This window comes from Paenibacillus sp. JJ1683, from assembly GCF_053006485.1.
The window spans coordinates 5,329,765-5,348,199 of record NZ_CM129820.1 but is presented as its reverse complement, the minus strand read 5'-3'; the positions used below and the strand labels follow the sequence as shown (position 1 = coordinate 5,348,199).

General features: G+C 49.6%; 19 protein-coding genes. 17 read left to right on the top strand and 2 right to left on the bottom strand.

Annotated elements, in window-relative coordinates:
• Positions 1-136: 136 nt before the first annotated feature.
• The 7 genes from ACUC6J_RS23040 (at position 137) to ACUC6J_RS23010 (ending at position 7,315) form a co-directional block, all read left to right on the top strand.
• The gene (locus tag ACUC6J_RS23040) at positions 137-781 is read left to right on the top strand and encodes a precorrin-8X methylmutase (protein ID WP_016822799.1); all 645 of its coding nucleotides are present in this window, start codon (positions 137-139) and stop codon (positions 779-781) included.
• Positions 782-855: 74 nt separating this feature from the next.
• Positions 856-2,001, top strand: coding sequence for a cobalt-precorrin-5B (C(1))-methyltransferase (locus tag ACUC6J_RS23035; protein WP_277507914.1), 1,146 nt, complete (start codon positions 856-858; stop codon positions 1,999-2,001).
• Positions 1,994-3,250 carry a precorrin-6y C5,15-methyltransferase (decarboxylating) subunit CbiE gene (gene cbiE / locus ACUC6J_RS23030; RefSeq protein WP_447249473.1) on the top strand — a complete coding sequence of 419 codons (1,257 nt, stop codon included), beginning with the start codon at positions 1,994-1,996 and terminating at the stop codon, positions 3,248-3,250. The genes ACUC6J_RS23035 and cbiE overlap by 8 nt, the downstream gene beginning before the upstream one ends.
• Positions 3,251-3,279: 29 nt before the next feature.
• On the top strand, positions 3,280-3,996 hold the full coding sequence (cobI, locus tag ACUC6J_RS23025) for a precorrin-2 C(20)-methyltransferase (protein ID WP_019688869.1): 717 nt from the start codon (positions 3,280-3,282) through the stop codon (positions 3,994-3,996).
• Positions 3,993-4,787 (top strand): precorrin-4 C(11)-methyltransferase, encoded by a 795-nt coding sequence (cobM, locus tag ACUC6J_RS23020; RefSeq protein WP_013373518.1) that lies wholly within the window; start codon positions 3,993-3,995, stop codon positions 4,785-4,787. Before cobI ends, cobM begins: the two co-directional genes overlap by 4 nt.
• Entirely contained in the window at positions 4,780-5,868 is a 1,089-nt protein-coding gene (locus tag ACUC6J_RS23015; RefSeq protein ID WP_447249472.1) for a cobalt-precorrin 5A hydrolase, read from the top strand. The genes cobM and ACUC6J_RS23015 overlap by 8 nt, the downstream gene beginning before the upstream one ends.
• The gene (locus ACUC6J_RS23010) at positions 5,861-7,315 is read left to right on the top strand and encodes a cobyrinate a,c-diamide synthase (RefSeq protein ID WP_447249471.1); all 1,455 of its coding nucleotides are present in this window, start codon (positions 5,861-5,863) and stop codon (positions 7,313-7,315) included. The genes ACUC6J_RS23015 and ACUC6J_RS23010 overlap by 8 nt, the downstream gene beginning before the upstream one ends.
• 107 nt (positions 7,316-7,422) lie before the next feature.
• On the opposite strand, the gene ACUC6J_RS23005 is transcribed toward ACUC6J_RS23010, so the two are convergent.
• Positions 7,423-7,872 (bottom strand): AbrB/MazE/SpoVT family DNA-binding domain-containing protein, encoded by a 450-nt coding sequence (locus ACUC6J_RS23005; RefSeq protein WP_016822806.1) that lies wholly within the window; start codon positions 7,870-7,872, stop codon positions 7,423-7,425.
• Between the two features lie 429 nt (positions 7,873-8,301).
• On the opposite strand from ACUC6J_RS23005, the gene ACUC6J_RS23000 reads away from it, so the two are divergent.
• The 10 genes from ACUC6J_RS23000 to ACUC6J_RS22955 all read left to right on the top strand — a co-directional run bounded on the left by ACUC6J_RS23000 (position 8,302) and on the right by ACUC6J_RS22955 (position 17,067).
• The gene (locus tag ACUC6J_RS23000; RefSeq protein ID WP_016822807.1) at positions 8,302-8,940 is read left to right on the top strand and encodes a ThuA domain-containing protein; all 639 of its coding nucleotides are present in this window, start codon (positions 8,302-8,304) and stop codon (positions 8,938-8,940) included.
• Positions 8,941-9,043: 103 nt separating this feature from the next.
• Positions 9,044-9,403: a phasin family protein gene (locus ACUC6J_RS22995; protein ID WP_016822808.1), complete on the top strand. Its 360-nt coding sequence runs from the start codon at positions 9,044-9,046 to the stop codon at positions 9,401-9,403.
• A gap of 1 nt (position 9,404) precedes the next feature.
• The gene (locus ACUC6J_RS22990; RefSeq protein ID WP_025366054.1) at positions 9,405-11,075 is read left to right on the top strand and encodes an ABC1 kinase family protein; all 1,671 of its coding nucleotides are present in this window, start codon (positions 9,405-9,407) and stop codon (positions 11,073-11,075) included.
• Positions 11,076-11,098: 23 nt separating this feature from the next.
• Complete coding sequence (locus ACUC6J_RS22985) at positions 11,099-11,671, top strand: hypothetical protein (RefSeq protein WP_277507908.1); 573 nt, start codon at positions 11,099-11,101, stop codon at positions 11,669-11,671.
• Positions 11,672-11,943: 272 nt separating this feature from the next.
• On the top strand, positions 11,944-13,392 hold the full coding sequence (locus tag ACUC6J_RS22980) for a SulP family inorganic anion transporter (protein WP_019688861.1): 1,449 nt from the start codon (positions 11,944-11,946) through the stop codon (positions 13,390-13,392).
• Positions 13,393-13,611: 219 nt separating this feature from the next.
• A complete protein-coding gene (locus tag ACUC6J_RS22975) occupies positions 13,612-14,277 on the top strand; it encodes an amino acid ABC transporter permease (protein WP_016822815.1) in 666 nt (221 codons plus the stop codon).
• The gene (locus ACUC6J_RS22970; protein ID WP_016822816.1) at positions 14,258-14,935 is read left to right on the top strand and encodes an amino acid ABC transporter permease; all 678 of its coding nucleotides are present in this window, start codon (positions 14,258-14,260) and stop codon (positions 14,933-14,935) included. Before ACUC6J_RS22975 ends, ACUC6J_RS22970 begins: the two co-directional genes overlap by 20 nt.
• 17 nt (positions 14,936-14,952) lie before the next feature.
• Entirely contained in the window at positions 14,953-15,708 is a 756-nt protein-coding gene (locus ACUC6J_RS22965) for an amino acid ABC transporter ATP-binding protein (RefSeq protein ID WP_017428605.1), read from the top strand.
• A gap of 137 nt (positions 15,709-15,845) precedes the next feature.
• Positions 15,846-16,721 (top strand): cysteine ABC transporter substrate-binding protein, encoded by an 876-nt coding sequence (locus ACUC6J_RS22960; RefSeq protein ID WP_017428606.1) that lies wholly within the window; start codon positions 15,846-15,848, stop codon positions 16,719-16,721.
• A gap of 238 nt (positions 16,722-16,959) precedes the next feature.
• Positions 16,960-17,067 carry a putative metal homeostasis protein gene (locus ACUC6J_RS22955; protein ID WP_016822819.1) on the top strand — a complete coding sequence of 36 codons (108 nt, stop codon included), beginning with the start codon at positions 16,960-16,962 and terminating at the stop codon, positions 17,065-17,067.
• A 114-nt stretch (positions 17,068-17,181) separates the two neighbouring features.
• Here the strand turns inward: ACUC6J_RS22955 and ACUC6J_RS22950 are convergent, their stop codons facing one another.
• Positions 17,182-18,414 (bottom strand): peptidase, encoded by a 1,233-nt coding sequence (locus ACUC6J_RS22950; protein ID WP_447249470.1) that lies wholly within the window; start codon positions 18,412-18,414, stop codon positions 17,182-17,184.
• Positions 18,415-18,435 lie beyond the last annotated feature (21 nt).

The following is an 18,435-nucleotide window of genomic DNA, read 5'->3' as shown; positions in this document are numbered from 1 at the left end:
ATCCATAACGACTGCTGGCATGTATCTAAAATATAGTCATCTTAAAATGCGTGTTTTAATAGAAATATCTGTTGTTTTAATACACGAGCAGTTATTTTTCCTAAACTAATTTTCCATAAGGGAGTGGGTCGATACCATGGACTTTAAAACAGACTTTAAACCGCTAACGGTACAGCCGCAGGAGATTGAGGGTAAAAGCTTCGCGATGATTACAGAAGAATTGGGAGAGCATCCATTTACAGCTGAACAATATCCTGTCGTACAGCGTGTCATTCATGCATCTGCTGATTTTGAGTTGGGCCGCAGCATGGTATTTCATCCAAAAGCCATTGAAGCCGGAATTGCAGCTATTCGCGCAGGACAGCCGGTGGTGGCAGATGTGCAGATGATTCAGGCGGGGTTGAGCAAGGATCGCATCCGTCAATTTGGCGGGGATGTTCATGTGTACATATCTGACCCGGACGTGATGGAAGAAGCCAAAAGGCTGAACACGACACGTGCCATTATTTCGATGCGCAAAGCGATTCAGGCGGGCGAAGGTGGAATCTATGCGATTGGTAATGCGCCGACAGCGTTGCTGGAGTTGATTCGTCTGGTGAAAGAAGGAGCGGCTAAGCCTGGACTAGTGATTGGTATGCCCGTAGGTTTTGTATCGGCGGCTGAATCCAAGGACGAGCTACGCAAGCTGGATATTCCGTTCATTACGAATATTGGACGCAAGGGCGGCAGCACGATTGTCGTAGCAGCATTGAATGCAATCTCCTTAATGGCTGCCCGCTAGATGCGGTTGTCCGTTTGCTGTATCATGAAATGAATTAGAGCATGATCAGCAGAAGAGGTTAAGGAGGAATTGGCATGGAAAAGGAAGCGGCGTCCGCCGACAGGCCCAAACGGATGAAAAGTGGTGAAGCTCCCGCGCCGGACAAGCCGATGCGGTCAGGCTTTACGACGGGGGCCTGTGCGGCTGCAGTAGCCAAAGGAGCGGTACAACTGCTCATTACGGGCATAGCGCCGAAGGAAGCGGTGATATCGCTGCCCGCGGGCTTCGATCATGCATTTGAACTGATCGAGCCTGTGTTGGATGCGGACGAAGCTTCCTGCACGACGATCAAGGACGGTGGCGATGACCCGGATGCCACGCATCAGGCGAGAATTAGCGCCTCTGTTAGCTGGCGCGAGGAGCCGGGCATTGAGCTGGACGGCGGTATCGGCGTCGGGCGGGTAACGAAGCCCGGTCTGCCTGTGCCTGTCGGACAAGCCGCGATCAATCCGGTGCCGCGCAGGATGATTACGGAGGCCGTATCTGGCGTGCTTGAGGAGCATGGATCGGCCAAGGGTGTCCGGGTCGTTATCAGTGTGCCGGACGGCGAGGAAATCGCCAAGAAAACGCTGAACGGGCGACTTGGCATTCTTGGCGGTATTTCCATACTGGGCACACGCGGTGTAGTCGTTCCGTTCTCCACGTCTGCTTATAAAGCCAGCGTGGTGCAGGCTATATCGGTTGCACAAGCGATGAACTGCGAGGAAATTGTCCTGACCACAGGCGGCAGCAGTGAAAAATATGCAATGCAAATGTACGATCAGCTGACGGAAGAAGCCTTTATTCAGATGGGCGACTTTGTCGGCTTTGCAGTCAAGCATGGCAAACGATTGGGAATGAAGAAGATTATTCTCGTCGGTATGCCCGGCAAGCTGTCGAAGGTTGCTCAGGGTGTCATGATGGTTCACTCCAAGAGCGCTCCGGTGGATTTTGGATTTTTGGCCCAGGTTGCGCGTGAGGCAGGTGTGGATGAGTCGCTTGCAACGGCAGTAGCCGAGGCGAATACAGCTACGCAGGTGGCGGATATGATGACCGAAGCGAATGCGCTGAGCTTTTTTGAAAAGTTATGTACCTATGGGTGTCAGCATTGTCTGGAGCATGCAGGTGGTGGAATCACCGTGGAAATGGTACTGATAACGCTGAAAGGGAACGTGCTGGGGAGGGCGAGAGTCGGTGAGTAGAGTAATTCGTGTCATTGGTATCGGTGAAAATGGAGCGGCAGGTCTGTCGCAGGAGACGCTGGAACAAATTGAGCGTGCCGACCTGTTGGTGGGTGGTGAGCGCCAGCTAGCCTTTTTCGAGGCAGCCGCAGGAGAAAAACGAACATTAAAGAGCGGCTTATCCGCCGTGGTGGAAGAATTGGGACGGTTGCGTGAGCACAAGGATATTGTCGTGCTTGCGTCAGGCGATCCGCTTTTTTTTGGAATTGCAGGCTATTTGTCTGCCAAGCTGGGGGCTGAGCACCTGGATATTTTACCACATCTCAGCTCGGTTCAACTGGCATTTGCGCGTCTTGGTGAAAGCTGGCAGGATGCGGTGCTGGAAAGTGTGCATGGTCGTCCAATGACCGGACTAGCGCAGCGGATCGATGGACAGAACAAGGTCGCGCTGCTAACGGACGACCGGAATGACCCGGCCGCAGTCGCTGCCTATTTACTGCATTATGGCATGACGGAATATGATGCCTTTGTCGGCGAGCATTTGGGAGGACCGGATGAGGCGTATCGGCATTATACGCTGGAAGAGATGGCGCAGGGAACCTTCCAACCCCTGAACGTGGTTGTTTTGCGTCGCCGTAAGGGAGAAGACGTGCCAGCAATTCGCCGGGGATTTGGCTTCGAGGATGCGGAATTTCACCAGCGCAAGCCGGAAAAAGGGCTGATCACGAAGCGTGAAGTGCGCGTATTTAGCTTGTCCGAGCTGCGATTGACCGAGCGAAGCATCGTATGGGATATCGGCGCAGGCTCCGGTTCTGTAGCTGTGGAATGTGCGCGGCTGGCCAAGTACGGGCAAGTGTTTGCCATTGAGAAGAATGAAGGCGATCTGGCCAATGTGGAAGCGAATAAGGTCAAATTCCGCACTGATTTTCCAGTGATCCATGCCAAAGCGCCTGCCGGATTGGACGAGCTGCCAGACCCGGATGCCGTATTTATCGGCGGGAGCGGAGGAGAACTGGCAGAACTGATTCGTCTGTGCGCTTCCCGTCTGCGTAAGGATGGGCGAATTGTAGTGAATGCTGCAACCATTGAGACGCTGCATGACGGTATGAAGGCGATGCAAGCCGCAGGACTCGAAACTTCGGTGACGTTACTGCAAACAGCGCGTAGCAAGCCGATTTTAAATATGACTCGTTTTGACGGACTCAATCCGATATATGTCATCACAGGACAGCCGCCGGTAGACGTGGCTGACGGAGCAGCAGGGGAGTAAGCTGGTAAATCAAGAGGGGGAGAGACAGCATGAATACGGCGGCAGTAGGAACACTTTACGGCGTAGGCGTGGGGCCGGGTGATCCCGAGCTGATCACGGTCAAGGCGTACCGGATGATTCAGGAATGTGAAGTTGTGGCATATCCGAAGAAGCGCCGGGGAGGCAAATCGTATGCTCACGAGATTGTGGAATTATACGTTAACCCGGAGGAAAAGGAGATGTTGGGACTCATTTTTCCAATGACCAAAGACCCGGTTGTACTGGAGCGGGAGTGGAACAAAACGGTAGTTGCTTGCTGGGAAGCTCTGAGTCAGGGCAAGGATGTAGCCTTTGTCACAGAGGGAGACCCTAATCTGTACAGTACCTTTATTCACTTGGCGCGTCTTATGAAGGATCTTCATCCCGAGGTGCCGATTGTATCTATTCCGGGCATCTCTTCTGTATTGGGAGCAGCGGCAGCCCTGGAATTGCCTTTGGCAGACGGAGACCAACAGGTAGGTATTATTCCGGCTACGGAGGATCGGGCAGCGATGAAGCGGGCGATTGAGAATCACGATACAGTCGTATTTATCAAGGTCGCCAAGGTACTGGATTTGATTTTGGATGTGCTGGACGAGCTCAATCTTGGCGATCGTGCCTCTGTCATTACCAAAGTCACGTCTCCTTATGAAATGGTATGGCACAACGCCCGTGAGCTGCGCGGACAGGAGCTTGAATATTTGAGTTTAATGGTGGTGAGCAAATGACGTTGGAGCCAAAGGTATATATCGTAGGAGCAGGCCCTGGTGACCCGGAGTTGATTACGGTCAAAGGCTCCCGGATTCTACGTACGGCAGATGTGGTGTTGTACACTGATTCACTAGTGAACGATGAGCTGATTGCTACGGCTAAGCCCGAGGCACAGGTACTGCAAAGCTCAGGCATGGATTTGGAGCGGCAGGTCGAGATTATGAGCGAGGCTGTGCAGGCTGGGCGCAGTGTAGCCCGTGTACATACAGGTGATCCGGCAGTATACGGTGCGATTTTGGAGCAAATGGTGCTGCTGAAGCAGCGCGGAGTAGCCTACGAAATCGTACCGGGCGTCAGCTCGGTCTTTGCTTCTGCGGCCGTGCTGGGTGCAGAGCTAACCGTGCCTGACTTGACGCAGACGGTCATTCTGACGCGTGCCGAAGGCCGTACACCTGTACCGGATCGTGAAAAGCTGCGTGATCTGGCATCCCATCACTGTACAGTGGCGCTGTTCCTCAGTGCAACGCTGGCGAAGAAGGTAGTCGTTGAATTTTTGGCGGCTGGCTGGAGCGAAGACACGCCTGTAGCCGTTGTGCAGCGCGCAACTTGGCCAGACCAAAAAATCGTGCGCACGACGCTTGCCCAATTGCCAGCCGATCTGCGTGCAGCAGGCATTACGATGCATGCCATGATTTTGGCAGGGTGGGCGCTCGACCCGGGGTTAGTGGACAAGGACGCACATCGTTCCAAGCTGTATGACAAGTCGTTCACCCACGGCTACCGAAAGGGAGTGAAGCCTGGTGAGTAATCCATTTGCCGCTGTGGCGATCACGAAGCATGGAGTCGAGATGGTCCGCAATTTGGGAGCCAGCTTTCCGGGTACGGATGTGTATTACATGTCCAAGTTTGAGCGTGGAGACGAGCAGGAGCGTGGCATTCAATTGTTCGAAGGTTCGGTCAAACTGATTTTGCCGGATTTATTCAAACAATATAACGGTATTATTTTATTTATTTCCCTCGGTGCGGTGGTTCGTATGATTGCACCGATTTTGGTGGATAAAAAGGTAGACCCAGCCGTGGTCGTCATTGATGATCGCGGAGAACATGTCATTAGCGTACTGTCTGGGCATTTGGGCGGCGCAAATGAATTGACCCGTCATGTAGCCGCTGTACTGGGGGCACGTGCGGTAATCACGACTGCATCGGACGTGCAGGGCACGATTCCAGTGGATATGTTGGGTCGGGAATTGGGTTGGGTGGTCGATAGCTTCGACAAGGCCACGCCTGTGAGCGCCGCTGTTGTGAACGAGGAGCCCGTTGTACTCATACAAGAGACAGGCGAACGGAACTGGTGGCGTTATGACAAGCCAGTACCTGCACATATCAAGGTATTTGCCTCAATGGCGGAAGCGGTACAAGAATCGTTCAACGCCGCGTTGGTCGTAAGTGACCGTTTGTTAGAGCCTGAGGAAGAGGAGAGGTTTCTTTCTAATGGCGTGCTGTATCGTCCTAAAAGCTTGGTGCTTGGCATTGGCTGCAATCGGGGAACTGCATTGGAGGAACTGGAGGCTGGGGTGCTGAACACCTTGCAAGAGCTGCGTTTGTCTGTCAAAAGCGTACGGAATATTGCTACGATTGACCTGAAAAAGGATGAAGAGGGCTTGCTCGCCCTCTGCGCCAAATACGGCTGGGAGCTGGTGACGTACACTCCGTCAGAGCTGAACACGGTGCAGCTTCCCAATCCATCGGAAACTGTCTTCAAATACACTGGCGCCTATGGGGTCAGCGAACCATCAGCCCTGTTGTCTTCCGGTGCGGACCATTGGCTGCTGGAGAAGAAAAAAAGCGGAAATATGACGTTGTCTGTAGCGCGGGTTTCCTATGACTGACGATATGAAGCAGGCTATACAGCCAGACTCGTCTGCCACGGCACGCAGAAGTCGTATCGTTGTCGCCGGTACGGGCAGCGGCGCGGGCAAAACGACTGTGACTCTCGGGCTGATGAAGGCGTTCGCCGACAGCGGCCTGCGAGTGCAGGGATTTAAGTGCGGTCCGGATTATATTGATCCGACCTATCATACGGCCGCGACCGGAACGCCTTCCCGTAATCTCGATTCCTGGATGACCTTGCCGGATACGGTGCGTGAAACCTTTATCCGCGCATCTGAAGGCGCAGATATCTCCGTGATTGAAGGCGTCATGGGGCTATATGACGGCAAGGACCCGCTCAGCAATATTGGCTCGACTGCCGAAATTGCCATGCTGACGGATAGCCCGGTATTGCTGGTCGTCGACGTGCGCAGCATGGCACGCAGCGCGGCCGCTATTGTGCTCGGCTTTCAGCGCTTGGAGCCCAAGCTGCGCATTGTAGGCGTAATCGTGAATCGCTGCGGTAGCCAGGGGCATTACGGCATTGTCAAAAAGGCGATCGAGCAGGAATGCGGCATTCCTGTGCTCGGCTGGTTAAAGCGCGATGACGGGCTGGATATCCCCGAGCGCCATCTGGGCCTGGTGCCTGCTGTAGAACGCGGCGAGTTGGAGCCGCTCTTCAGACGGGCGGCAGAGCTGATTCGCGCGGGTACGGATCTGGATGCACTGCGGGCATTGGCGGATTCGGCTCCGCCGCTCACCCTGCCCGAGCACCCATTATTTCCTCCAGATCAGCCTCCCACAGCAGGACATGAAGTCGAGACTGGGGAACGTCCCATCATTGCTGTCGCCAGAGATGCGGCGTTCAATTTCTACTACCCCGAAAATATGGATTTGCTGCGCCTTGCGGGAGCAGAGATTGTCTATTTTAGTCCGCTGGCGGGAGAATGCGTCCCTGAGCACGCCAACGGCCTATATCTGGGCGGCGGCTTTCCCGAGGAGTTTGCGGCAGATATCGCTGCCAATACGGGCTTTCTGCAAGATATCCGCACCGCCGTGAGCCGGGATATGCCTGTATTCGCCGAGTGCGGTGGTTATATGGTACTGGCCCGGACACTTACGGATCGGGCGGGTCACGCCTATCGCATGGCCGGGGTGATCCCTTCGGATGTTCGCATGCAGGAGAAGCGGGCTGCATTGGGATACCGGGAAGCAACCGCATTGCAAGATTGCTTGCTGCTGGAGGCTGGAGAGACGATTCGGGGACATGAATTTCATTATTCGGTCATGAGCTATGATGAATCTGCCGCCCCCTATCCCTTTGCCTATCAAACCAAGGGGATGCGCGGACTCCAGAGTGAAGGTTATGCCAAAGGGAACCTCTTGGCAGCCTACACACACATTCATCTCGCTTCTCTACCCAAGGCAGCAGCACGCTGGGTTGAAAAATGCCGAGCTTACGACTAAAACACAAAAAAGCCGGGTCCCTATAAGGGTCCGGCTGTTCTAAATATAAAGAGAATTAAATCTTACATAACATGGAAGCGTATACATTGTTTTTTTGGGCGATTCGCCTACATGAGCTTTTTCAGTTGGGAAATCCTTCCCTGACTCACGCCAAGCATGGAAGCGAGTTGTTTTTGTGAAGATGCTGGATGTTCTTCCATAAGCTCTCTCATTTTCTCCAAAATAACATCCGTGCGCTGATAAATCTTTTTCATATGCATATTTTGCTTCAGTGGAGGTGACTGGGTTTCAGTCGCTGTGACCGGAAGTAAATCTTCCGTTTTCATCGAGGTGGCACATGCATCGCAGATAAACTGATCTTTAAAATAGGTGTTGGTATCAACCGAACCGCAAAATATACAATTAGTTGATTTGTACTTACGGAGCATGAGTGTTTGGTCTTCAATAAAAAACTCTAATGGATCGCCGATGTCAATCTCCATCGTCATGCGCAACTCTTTAGGAAGCACAATTCGTCCCAAGCTGTCCAAGGGCCGGGTCATTCCAGTCCTTTTCATTCATGCAACCTCCCCAGTGTTTTAAGATTTATAGAATGTATAAGCTTTGAGGCAATTCTTATCAATTCTATAACCGCAAGCATAGATTTCTTACGAAAAGCGGCCCTTCATTGCTATTCATGCATGGACGCACTTTTTTTCTTACGAGTATACCATAAACGGGCGGAATCGCCAGCGTTCATGTTTATAAATTTATAATTAGTTTATTCCGAGCGAACATATATGCTATAATCTTCTGCTAAAGGATTTAATAGGCCGTCTGTAGAATTATTATATATGCCGTAGCTTGGACAACGATGGCGGTGTTATGGGAAATAGATGAGGGCCAAAGGATTTTTTCAGAGCGTTTTGATCCCACAAACAAGAGACCGTTGGTACGGGACCCGCCTTTAAAGTCCTTATATACAAGTCAGGCAAGGAGGATTTATGATGGAAAAAAGAAAAGCATTGCTGCTAGGAGATTATTCATATCCGGAGTTTCACCCGCTACAAGGGGTGGACGAAGAGATTAGTCATATTTTACAAGATTGGATGACGGTTCAATGCAGTGAGAATCGTAAAATGCTGCTCAAGGAAAATCTAGCTTCATTTGATCTATGCATCTCGTATTGTGATAGCCGTAAGGAGGTTCTGTCTCCTCAACAAACAGCAGGACTGCTGTCCTACGTCAGCGGCGGAGGTGGACTGCTTGTGCTGCATAACGGAATCACATTGCAAGGACGTTATGAAATTGCACAGCTCATGGGAGCGCGTTTCCTGCGGCATCCGTCAGCGGAGCAGCTTTCCTTCAAGGTAACAGAGCCGGATCATCCGATTATGGAAGGAATCGAGCCGTTCGAGATTCAAGAGGAGCCGTATCGTTTTGATTTTGATCCATTCACTGAAAAAACACTGTTAATGGAATACGAGTATGAAGGTCAGTGGTGGCCAGCTGCATGGTCATTGTCCTATGGCTTGGGCAGAGTCGTCTACCTGATGCCTGGACATAATCAGCCAAGTTTCCAGCACGAGGGATACCGTAAGCTACTGCTTCAGGCTGCTAAGTGGGCCGGACGCTTTCCAGGTTAAGTATAATCATTCATTCCAACCATTGTGGGGGGAGCTGCGAACTTTATGCGGCTCCCCTTTTCAGGTTATACTATAGGTAATCACAGGTAGGGGAGGATATATTATGAGCGATTTGTTCAAAAAAGCCATCTCATTGGGGTGGGGCCTCACCGTTGTCAGCAAAGAAAAGGTGGAGAAAGCCGTCGAGGATCTTGTAAACCGTGGAGAACTTGCGCCCTCGGAATCCAAAGCGCTGGTCGATCGTCTGATCGAACGGGGGGCAGAGGAGCAGGGACAATTCAAAACCATGATCCGCGAGCAGGTTAGCCGCATTTTGCAGGAGCTGGAAGTACCTACCGAAAATGATGTCACAAGTTTGGAGCAGCGTGTGGCATTGTTGGAAAAAAAGGTAGCGGAGCTGGAAAAAGAAAAGGCGGCGCTTACGGGTTCGAGTGACGCTGAAGAAGCGAACCGGTTGGATTAAAATGGCCGTTCGCATGAAGCACGCCGGTCGTTACCGGGAAATTGCCATGGCGCTGGCGCGTCATGGCTTTGGCTATATGGTGGAAGAAATGGGACTGTTCCAGCTGCTATCCCTGCCCCGCAAGTGGCTAACGAGAGAAACCCCCGAGTCCAAAACCTTAGGTGAACGGATTCGGCTTGTGCTGGAGGACCTGGGGCCTGCATTCATCAAGCTTGGACAGTTGGCAAGTACACGTGCTGACCTGCTGCCAGAGCCTATTATTCGCGAACTGGTTAAGCTCCAGGATCAGGTACCGCCTTTTTCGCCTGACACGGCGCGTGGCATTCTGGAACAGGAGCTGGATACGTCATTAGAGGACATACTGGTTCGTTTTGACGATGATCCGCTGGCGGCTGCTTCGATCGGGCAAGTGCATCTGGGCAAGCTGCACAGCGGCGAAATGGTCGCGATTAAAATCCAGCGTCCAGGCGTTAATCGCATCATCCGACGAGATTTGGACATTTTACGGGAACTGACCGCAATGGCAGCCAAGCGCTGGGAATGGGTGGAGCGTTATCAGCTTCGCCAGATGGTGGAAGAGCTGGGGAGATCGCTCATTCAGGAGCTGGATTACAACCATGAAGCTCGTAACACGGAAAAGATTGCGCTCCAGTTTGAGCAGGACCCACATATCTATATTCCGAAAATATACTGGGACCATACTTCCTCACGTATATTGACCATGGAGTTTCTGGACGGAACTCACTTAGGGAGTCGTGAAGAGTTATTGCGCCGTGGTTATAACTTGAAAGAACTGGCGCAGCGGCTGGTCAACAGCATGCTGCATCAAATTTTTATAGAGGGCTTTTTTCATGCCGATCCCCATCCGGGGAATTTGCTCGTCCTGAATAATGGAAGCCTCGCTTATCTGGACTTTGGCATGGCGGGAAGGCTAAGCGAAGAAATGAAGAATCATCTCGCTTCTCTCATGATCGCCCTGATGCGCAAAAATACCGATGCTATGGTTCGCGCCATCGAACGACTAGGGCTGGTCGATCCGGATACTGACCTGAATGCACTGCGAGCCGATCTGGACAAAATACGCGAAGATTACGCGGACGTTCCTTTCTCACAGGTCAGCATTGGCGATGCCTTGAACGACCTGTTTGGCGCAGCACAGCGCCATCGGATTGGTTTGCCATCAGACGTCCTGCTGCTGGGCAAGGCGCTGCTGACACTGGAAGGGGTCGTAGAGCATCTGGACCCTGATCTCAGCATTATTGCTTTGGCCGAGCCTTTTGGCAATAAGCTGCTGAAGGAACGCTTCAGCGGTCGCCGTATTCGGGGCAAGCTGTTGGGGAGTGCAACCGAGCTGATGGAGACGCTGATGGAACTGCCGAGACAGACGAGGCATCTGGCCTCAATTATCAGCAAGGGTAAGCTTAAACTGGAAGTTACTGTACCAGAGCTGGAACAGCTTTTGCGCAAGCTGGATCAGATCAGCAATCGCCTGTCATTCAGTATTGTGCTGTTAGCATTCAGCATTATTATGGTCGGGCTGATTATCGGTTCATCGCTAAATCACCAGGCGACCATGCTGTGGAACGTACCTGCGATTGAAATTGGTTTTGTTGTAGCGCTCTTGATGGTTGCCTTTTTACTATATTCAATTTTTAAATCAGGAAGATTCTAGATATCGACAACAAAGGAGGCGTCATGGACACTCATAAGATGAACACTGTCTCAATGAATACTCTTCAAATTACAGATGTACCGTGGCACCGCCTGACTACTCCTTATGGTAGGGGCACGGACCTGCCGCATTTGATATCCAATAGGGAGTATGCAGCCATCGCTGATCTGATAGAGCATCAAGGTACATTGTGGCAGGTTACCCCATGGGCGCTACTATTCTTATTGCGGAATATGCATGCGAGAAGCCCGCAGGATATCACGCTGAGTGAGTTGGATTTGTACCATACGGTTGTTCAAGCATTGGACATGGAAAATCTACAAGCGGACTCACAGAAGTCTGTAGAATCCTTGACTATGCTGCTAGAAGAGAAATATTTGTGGCCGGTAGACAGCGCTCCAGAAGATGATGAAGTGGAGTGGGAAGAGGAAGAAGCACGTGGCTATGATCCGGTAGCTTTTTGGAGCTATTATGTCTATAGCTGTCGGTTACTAAAGCAAGCGCTGCCTGATTTTGAGAGTTTGCTCCAGCGCTATGCGGACTCAGAGATTGCTGAATCCCTATCAGAGCTTGTGCAGCAATTACGAAAATTTTAAATATAAGAAAACGAATTAGATAAAGAAAACGGGCGCTATTTCAAGTAAATAGACGTTTTCATTCTGTAAACAGCCTTTTAACTCATTCGTCTCTGCGAATCCCTTGCGTTATAATGATGGACTGGATGTAACGGAAGGGGTTCGTTTGAGAGAGACGAGCTGAATGATAGGAGAGCCTTAGCGTTTGACCGCTGGACGGATGCCCAAAGCAAGATCGGGTTGCGGGTCAAAATGCTGTTCTCTGTGAATATAGGAGGCTGGAACGAAACAGTATGAATCTTAGACAACAATGGTTCGGTAATATCCGGGCTGATATACTTGCGGGCATGACCGTGGCGCTGGCATTGATTCCAGAGGCGATTGCCTTCTCCATCATTGCAGGTGTCAACCCTATGGTCGGACTATATGCCTCCATCTCGATGGCGATTGTCATTTCTTTTGCAGGTGGACGTCCGGCGATGATCTCGGCAGCAACCGGGGCTGTAGCTGTAGTGGTTGTTGGTTTGGTCAAAGATTATGGCGTGGAGTATTTGTTTGCAGCTACTATTTTGGCTGGGATCATTCAGGTACTGCTGGGTGTTTTGAGAATTGGTCGCTTTATTAGCTTTATTTCACAGCCGGTCATGACCGGGTTTGTGAATGCGCTGGCGATCCTCGTCTTTATGGCACAGCTAACCCACTTTCATGGAGCCAATTGGATCATGTACGCGATGGTAGCGGGGACATTGCTCATTGTGTATATTTTACCGAGATTTGTGAAAAGCATTCCCGCCCCGTTGACAGCAATCATCATCATGACGATTATTACGTATGTTTTTGGATTGAATGTCAAAACGGTAGGGGATATCGGTACGCTGACCAGCTCGCTGCCTTCATTCCATTTGCCGCAAATTGAGTGGTCGTGGCACACGTTGCGGATATTGCTGCCATATTCCTTTACGATGGCGCTGGTTGGACTGCTGGAATCACTGCTGACAGCCAGTATTTTGGATGAAATGACCGAAACGAAAAGCAATAAAAACCGGGAAGCCCGTGGGCAAGGGATTGCCAACTTTGTAAATGGCTTTTTTGGGGGTATGGGTGGCTGTGCCATGATCGGACAATCCGTCATTAATGTAAGCTCAGGCGGAAGAGGACGACTGTCCACTTTCACGGCGGGGGTGTTCTTGGCTTTTCTGCTGCTCGTGCTTGGCGGTGTTGTAAAGGAAGTACCTATGGGCGCATTGGTGGGAGTCATGTTCATGGTGTGTATCGGAACCGTGGATTGGAAGTCGCTCCGAAACATCGCCAAGGTTCCCAAAGCAGATACGTTTATTATGGTGGTCACGGTCATCATCGTGGTGGCTACGCACGATTTGTCCAAGGGCGTGATCGTAGGCGTACTGTTGAGTGCCCTGCATTTTGGCTGGAAAATGGCTAAAATCCGTATCAGTGCGACTGAGGATCAGGAAGCAAAGGTGTACCATGTCAGAGGGCCGATGTTTTTCGCCTCAACGACTCATTTTGTCGATCATTTTGAACCTTCGGATGATCCTGAGCGCGTTGTAGTGGACTTTAGCCATTCACATGTGTGGGATCACTCGGCGGTTACTGCCATTGGCAAGGTGCTGCAAAAATACAGAAACGCAGGTAAATCTATTACCTTACAAGGGTTAAATGAGGAAAGTCGTTTAATTGTGGAAAAGCTCGGTGGTCCTGTAGTTACAGAGCCGATCGTGTGATGAATCGTATAGCATAAAGCAAAGCCTAAAATGGAATTCATCCATTTTGGGCTTTTTTTATTTATTTCTGAAATGAAATAACAGTTTTCTTTCTTAATCATAGATAAATATGACAAATTTTCAGCAAAGTATTGACGTAATAAATGGGCAGGAATACAATCATTGTTATTAAGCATAGCAAATACATAGGAATAATTGAAAATTGAAAGGTATGTACATATGAACTTAGACTGGGAGTTTATTGTAGAAAGCTTGCCGCTATATGGAGAAGCCATGTGGCTGACGTTGAAGATTGCCTTTTTTGCTATTCTGTTTTCATTAGTCGTCGGTTTGCTGTGTAGCATAGTGCTGTATTACAGGGTGAGAGGAATTAGTGGAATTATTGTAGCCTATATCGAGCTTTCCCGAAATACGCCGCTGCTTGTACAGTTATATTTTCTGTACTACGGGTTTACCAAAATAGGTCTGCATATGAGCGAAATGACATGTGCCATTGTGGGCATGACCTTTTTGGGCGGGGGCTATATGGCTGAGGCGTTCCGTGGTGGAATCGAAGCCGTGAGTAAAACCCAAACGGAATCCGGGCTGAGTCTCGGACTGTCCAAGATACAACTGGCGAGATATGTTATTTTGCCGCAGGCATTTGCCATCAGTATTCCGTCTTTGGGAGCCAATGCAATTTTTCTTCTCAAGGAGACTTCCATTGTGGGTGCCATTGCTTTACTAGATCTGATGAATGTGGCAAAGGACCTGATCGGTATGTACTACAAAACGACAGAATCGTTGATTCTGCTGGTATTGGCATATCTCGTTCTGCTTTTACCTTTGTCGATGCTGCTGACGTGGGTGGAAAGGAAGGTGCGATATGCTGAGTTCGGGGATTAATGTGCTTTTTGAGGGTTCGAATTTTGAGCGTCTGTTAGGGGGATTGCTCGTTACGCTGGAAATTGCATTACTCTCCATTATTATCGGTACGCTGCTAGGCATTTTGATGGGTCTGCTCCGCACTTTACAATCAAGACCGATTCGATTTGTGCTGAGATTTTATTTGGAGACATTTCGCATTATTCCGATTTTAGTGTGGTTGTATGTCGTGTATTTTGGATTTACGCCTTTGCTGAATGTGAATATCAGCGGGGAACTAACGGCCGTTATCGTATTCAGTCTGTGGGGAGCAGCCGAGATTGGTGACATCGTACGTGGTGCGCTGGAATCACTGCCTAAGCATCAGGTGGAATCCGGGCAGGCATTAGGGCTAACCTATTGGCAATTATACCGTCATGTGCTCATTCCCCAAGCGGTGCGCCGAATGCTTCCGGGTTCTATTAATCTGGCGACACGGATGATCAAAACCACGTCACTCGTGGTACTGATCGGTGTAGTGGAAGTGGTCAAGGTTGGGCAGCAGATTATTGAGCTTGGTGTAATCAAAGCGCCTTCGGCATCCTTTTGGGTGTATGGCTTTATTTTTATATTGTATTTTCTTGTATGCTATCCGTTATCCAGACTTTCCAAAAGATTTGAACGCAGATGGCAAAATTAGCAGGATGGGGTGGTGTCATGGAAGAGGCTGTGGAGGTTTTATTGGAAATTCGAGGGCTGGACAAAAGCTTCGGCGACCGAAAAGTGCTGCAGCAGATTAGTCTGGACGTAAGGAAAGGGGAAGTCGTGGTCATTCTCGGTCCTTCGGGATGTGGAAAAAGCACGCTTCTTCGGTGCCTCAATGGTCTGGAGCCAGTTCAGGGCGGAGATATCCGTTATAGAGGACAGGATCTGACGGATAGAAAAGTGAATTGGCGTGAGGTGCGGCAGCATATCGGAATGGTGTTCCAAAACTATGAGCTGTTTCCGCATATGACCGTCTTGGAAAATATATTGCTCGGCCCGCTTAAAGTTCAGCGGCGAAACAAGCAGGAGGCGCTTAAACAAGCGGAGCAGCTATTGGAGCGAGTCGGTTTGCTGGACCGCAAGGATGCATATCCGCGACAATTATCAGGCGGGCAAAAGCAACGGATTGCGATTGTGCGCGCCCTGTGTATGAATCCTGAAATTATGCTTTTTGATGAGGTCACCGCATCCTTGGACCCGGAAATGGTCAGAGAGGTGCTGGATGTCATGCGAGAGCTGGCCCAACAGGGGATGACGATGATTATCGTGACGCATGAGATGGGGTTTGCCAAGTCGGTAGGAGATCGTATCGTTTTTATGGATCAAGGACAGATATGTGAAATGACTACACCACAGCAATTTTTTACCCAACCGGAAACAGAGCGTGCCCAGCACTTTCTGGATATATTTCAGTACGAAACGATATGAGCATTTTGCATCAATCCCATGAGCGACTTCCAATCACAATATAGAGATCGAAATGTTTCTATTGGTCTCTATATTGCACCCAGAAGCGAAAGAAACCGAATGATGCAAAATGTTGACAAATAAGGGGATGGATACAGATGAGAAAAGGAATGAAGTTCACAACGTTATTACTGGCTTTGAGCTTGCTGATTGTCGGCTTGGCAGGATGTGCAGGGGCTGGCAATACCAACGGTAGTTCAGGCTCGGCTAAATTTGCTTCAATTGAGGACATTAAAAAGAATGGCAAGATTCGAATCGGTGTATTTGCGGATAAGCCGCCTTTTGGCTACGTAGATTCAGAAGGGAAAAATCAAGGCTTTGATGTGTATATTGCGAAACGATTTGCCAAAGACCTCTTGGGCGACGAGTCGAAGGTGGAGTTCGTTCTGGTGGATGCCGCCAGCCGGGTTGCCTATTTGGAATCCAACAAGGTAGATATCATTATGGCTAACTTTACTGTGACCGATGAACGTAAAGAAAAAGTCGATTTTGCTAACCCGTACATGAAATTATCCTTTGGCATTGTGTCACCCGACAGTGCTCCCATCACCACGATTGACCAATTGAAGGGCTCGGATCAAAAGCTGATTGTTGCCAAGGGAACGACAGCAGAGACCTATTTTACGAAAAATTATCCTGACATCAAGCTGCTCAAATTCGATCAATACACCGAAATCTTCTCGGCTCTCAAAGACAAACGCGGTGCCGCCATTGCGAACGATAATACAGAGCTGATCGCTTGGGCCAAGGCCAATCCCGGCTTTACCGTAAGCATTCCAGCCTTCGGTGGTCAAGATACGATTGCCCCTGCAGTAGCGAAGGGAAATAAGGAACTGTTGGATTGGATCAACAACGAACTGGCTACGTTGGGTAAAGAAAATTTTGTCCATCAAGCCTATAAGGACACACTGACCTCCGTTTACGGAGAAGGCTTTACAGATCAATTGGTTGTGGAGGGCGGAAAGGTGAATTAATCATCGTATAAGTTGCTATTAAGCATAAAGAAGCGTTGGGCTTGCTGTCCCGACGCTTCTTGCATATGAGGAAAGGGAGATTTGCAAGGTCTTAATCGAGATAATACTTCCCCAAAATCTCTTGCATGCTCGTAAATTTCATTATATAATTTTAAATGATTATGATTCTCATTATCATTTAAGTCTTTAGGCGCAGACTCCCAATATGAGCCTAAGTGAATAGGATGGTGCTTTACACATGGCTAAAACGGATGTAGCCACTGCCAGAAGACAGCTCAGCAGTCCGAACAAGGTAACGCGCAGACGGGCTTTGAGAACGATCAAAGCTGCGAAGCGCGCGAAGTAACAAGCTTCAAGTTAACTGCAAATGGCAATACCAGTGTCAAATTTTTTAGTCTCCTCGTTTTGATATTGCACCTGCCTTCCTGATGGTGGTACACAGGAAGGCAGGTGTCTTTTTTTATTTCTTTTGTGCAAACAGCCATTCAATCATATCTGGATTTTGTAAAGCAGGAACCCAGGAGAAGTGTCCTGTAGGTTTGATAATCCCTGCTTCGTATTCAGTGAAGTGAATGAGGTTTCCGTTCTGTGCTTTGATAGCAGCAACCATTTCTTCTGAGTTCTTAGGACTTACTGTCGTATCGTCCGCAGCATGGAAGGCCCAAATCGGAACGTTCTTCAATACTTCAACGTGTGCAGGGTCAACAGGGGCATACATGTTAACAGCCTTTTCATAGTTGGTCAGTCCGGCAATCGGTACGCCTGCAGCGAACAGATCAAGATTTTTCTCCAACAATCTCCATGTACCCATGGCTCCTTGAGAAATACCTACGATATAGATGCGGTTGGTGTCGATCGGATATTTCAAGGCCGTTTCACGTACCAAATCGGCAACAGCACTGTTGCGCGGTTCATCTGCCCAAATAAATTTATGCTCTAGGTCAATCGGGCTTTGAGGAGCGATGACGAAGGATGGGTGCTTGGCTTGCTGCTCAGGAGAAGCCCAAGTAACGGCCCCGGCATTCGCTAACAGGTTAACCCCGTTTCCGTCACCACGTTCGCCGTTTCCGTGCAGGAATACTACCAGCGGATAGGTTTTGCCAGGTTCTACTTTAGGCTCAAACGTAAAGTAGTTCAGTTTGAAGCCGTCTTTATTTTCAAAAGTGTTTTTTTGAAAATCGTCTACGATGGGTGTCACTTTATCGGTTGCTTTTACAGGCTGTGCAGTCGCTGGAACGACTGTTTTCTTCGAAGTTGCAATATCTTTCTTTTGGCTAATGTAATAGTTCAGCGGATTAATACGATTGACTGCGCTTGTCGAATCGTAAGTAAGGGTGTTTGCATTTTTATCCTGTGTATCCAGCTCGATCACGACATATTTGCCATAAGTGCTGCGGTTGGTGATGGCACCAGTATCATTGGTGTATACACCAGTCACAGTTCTGTCTGCGTATACATCATTAAGCACAGATTGAACCTGAAAACTGGAAGTGGACAGGGATGATCCGTCCATATTGGTGCTGTATTTCAGTACAACGGCAGTAACAACCTCACCCAGAGGCTGTACCTCAGTAAGCACGGTTGCCTGTGGTGCTGGAACATCGGCTGCTGCGGCAGAGCTGGAGGATGGATAAAAGATCGTAAGCAGGAGCACGAAAGATAGTAGAACAAGGGCGAAACGTCTTTTTTGCATAAGATAATCTCCTTTGGCGTT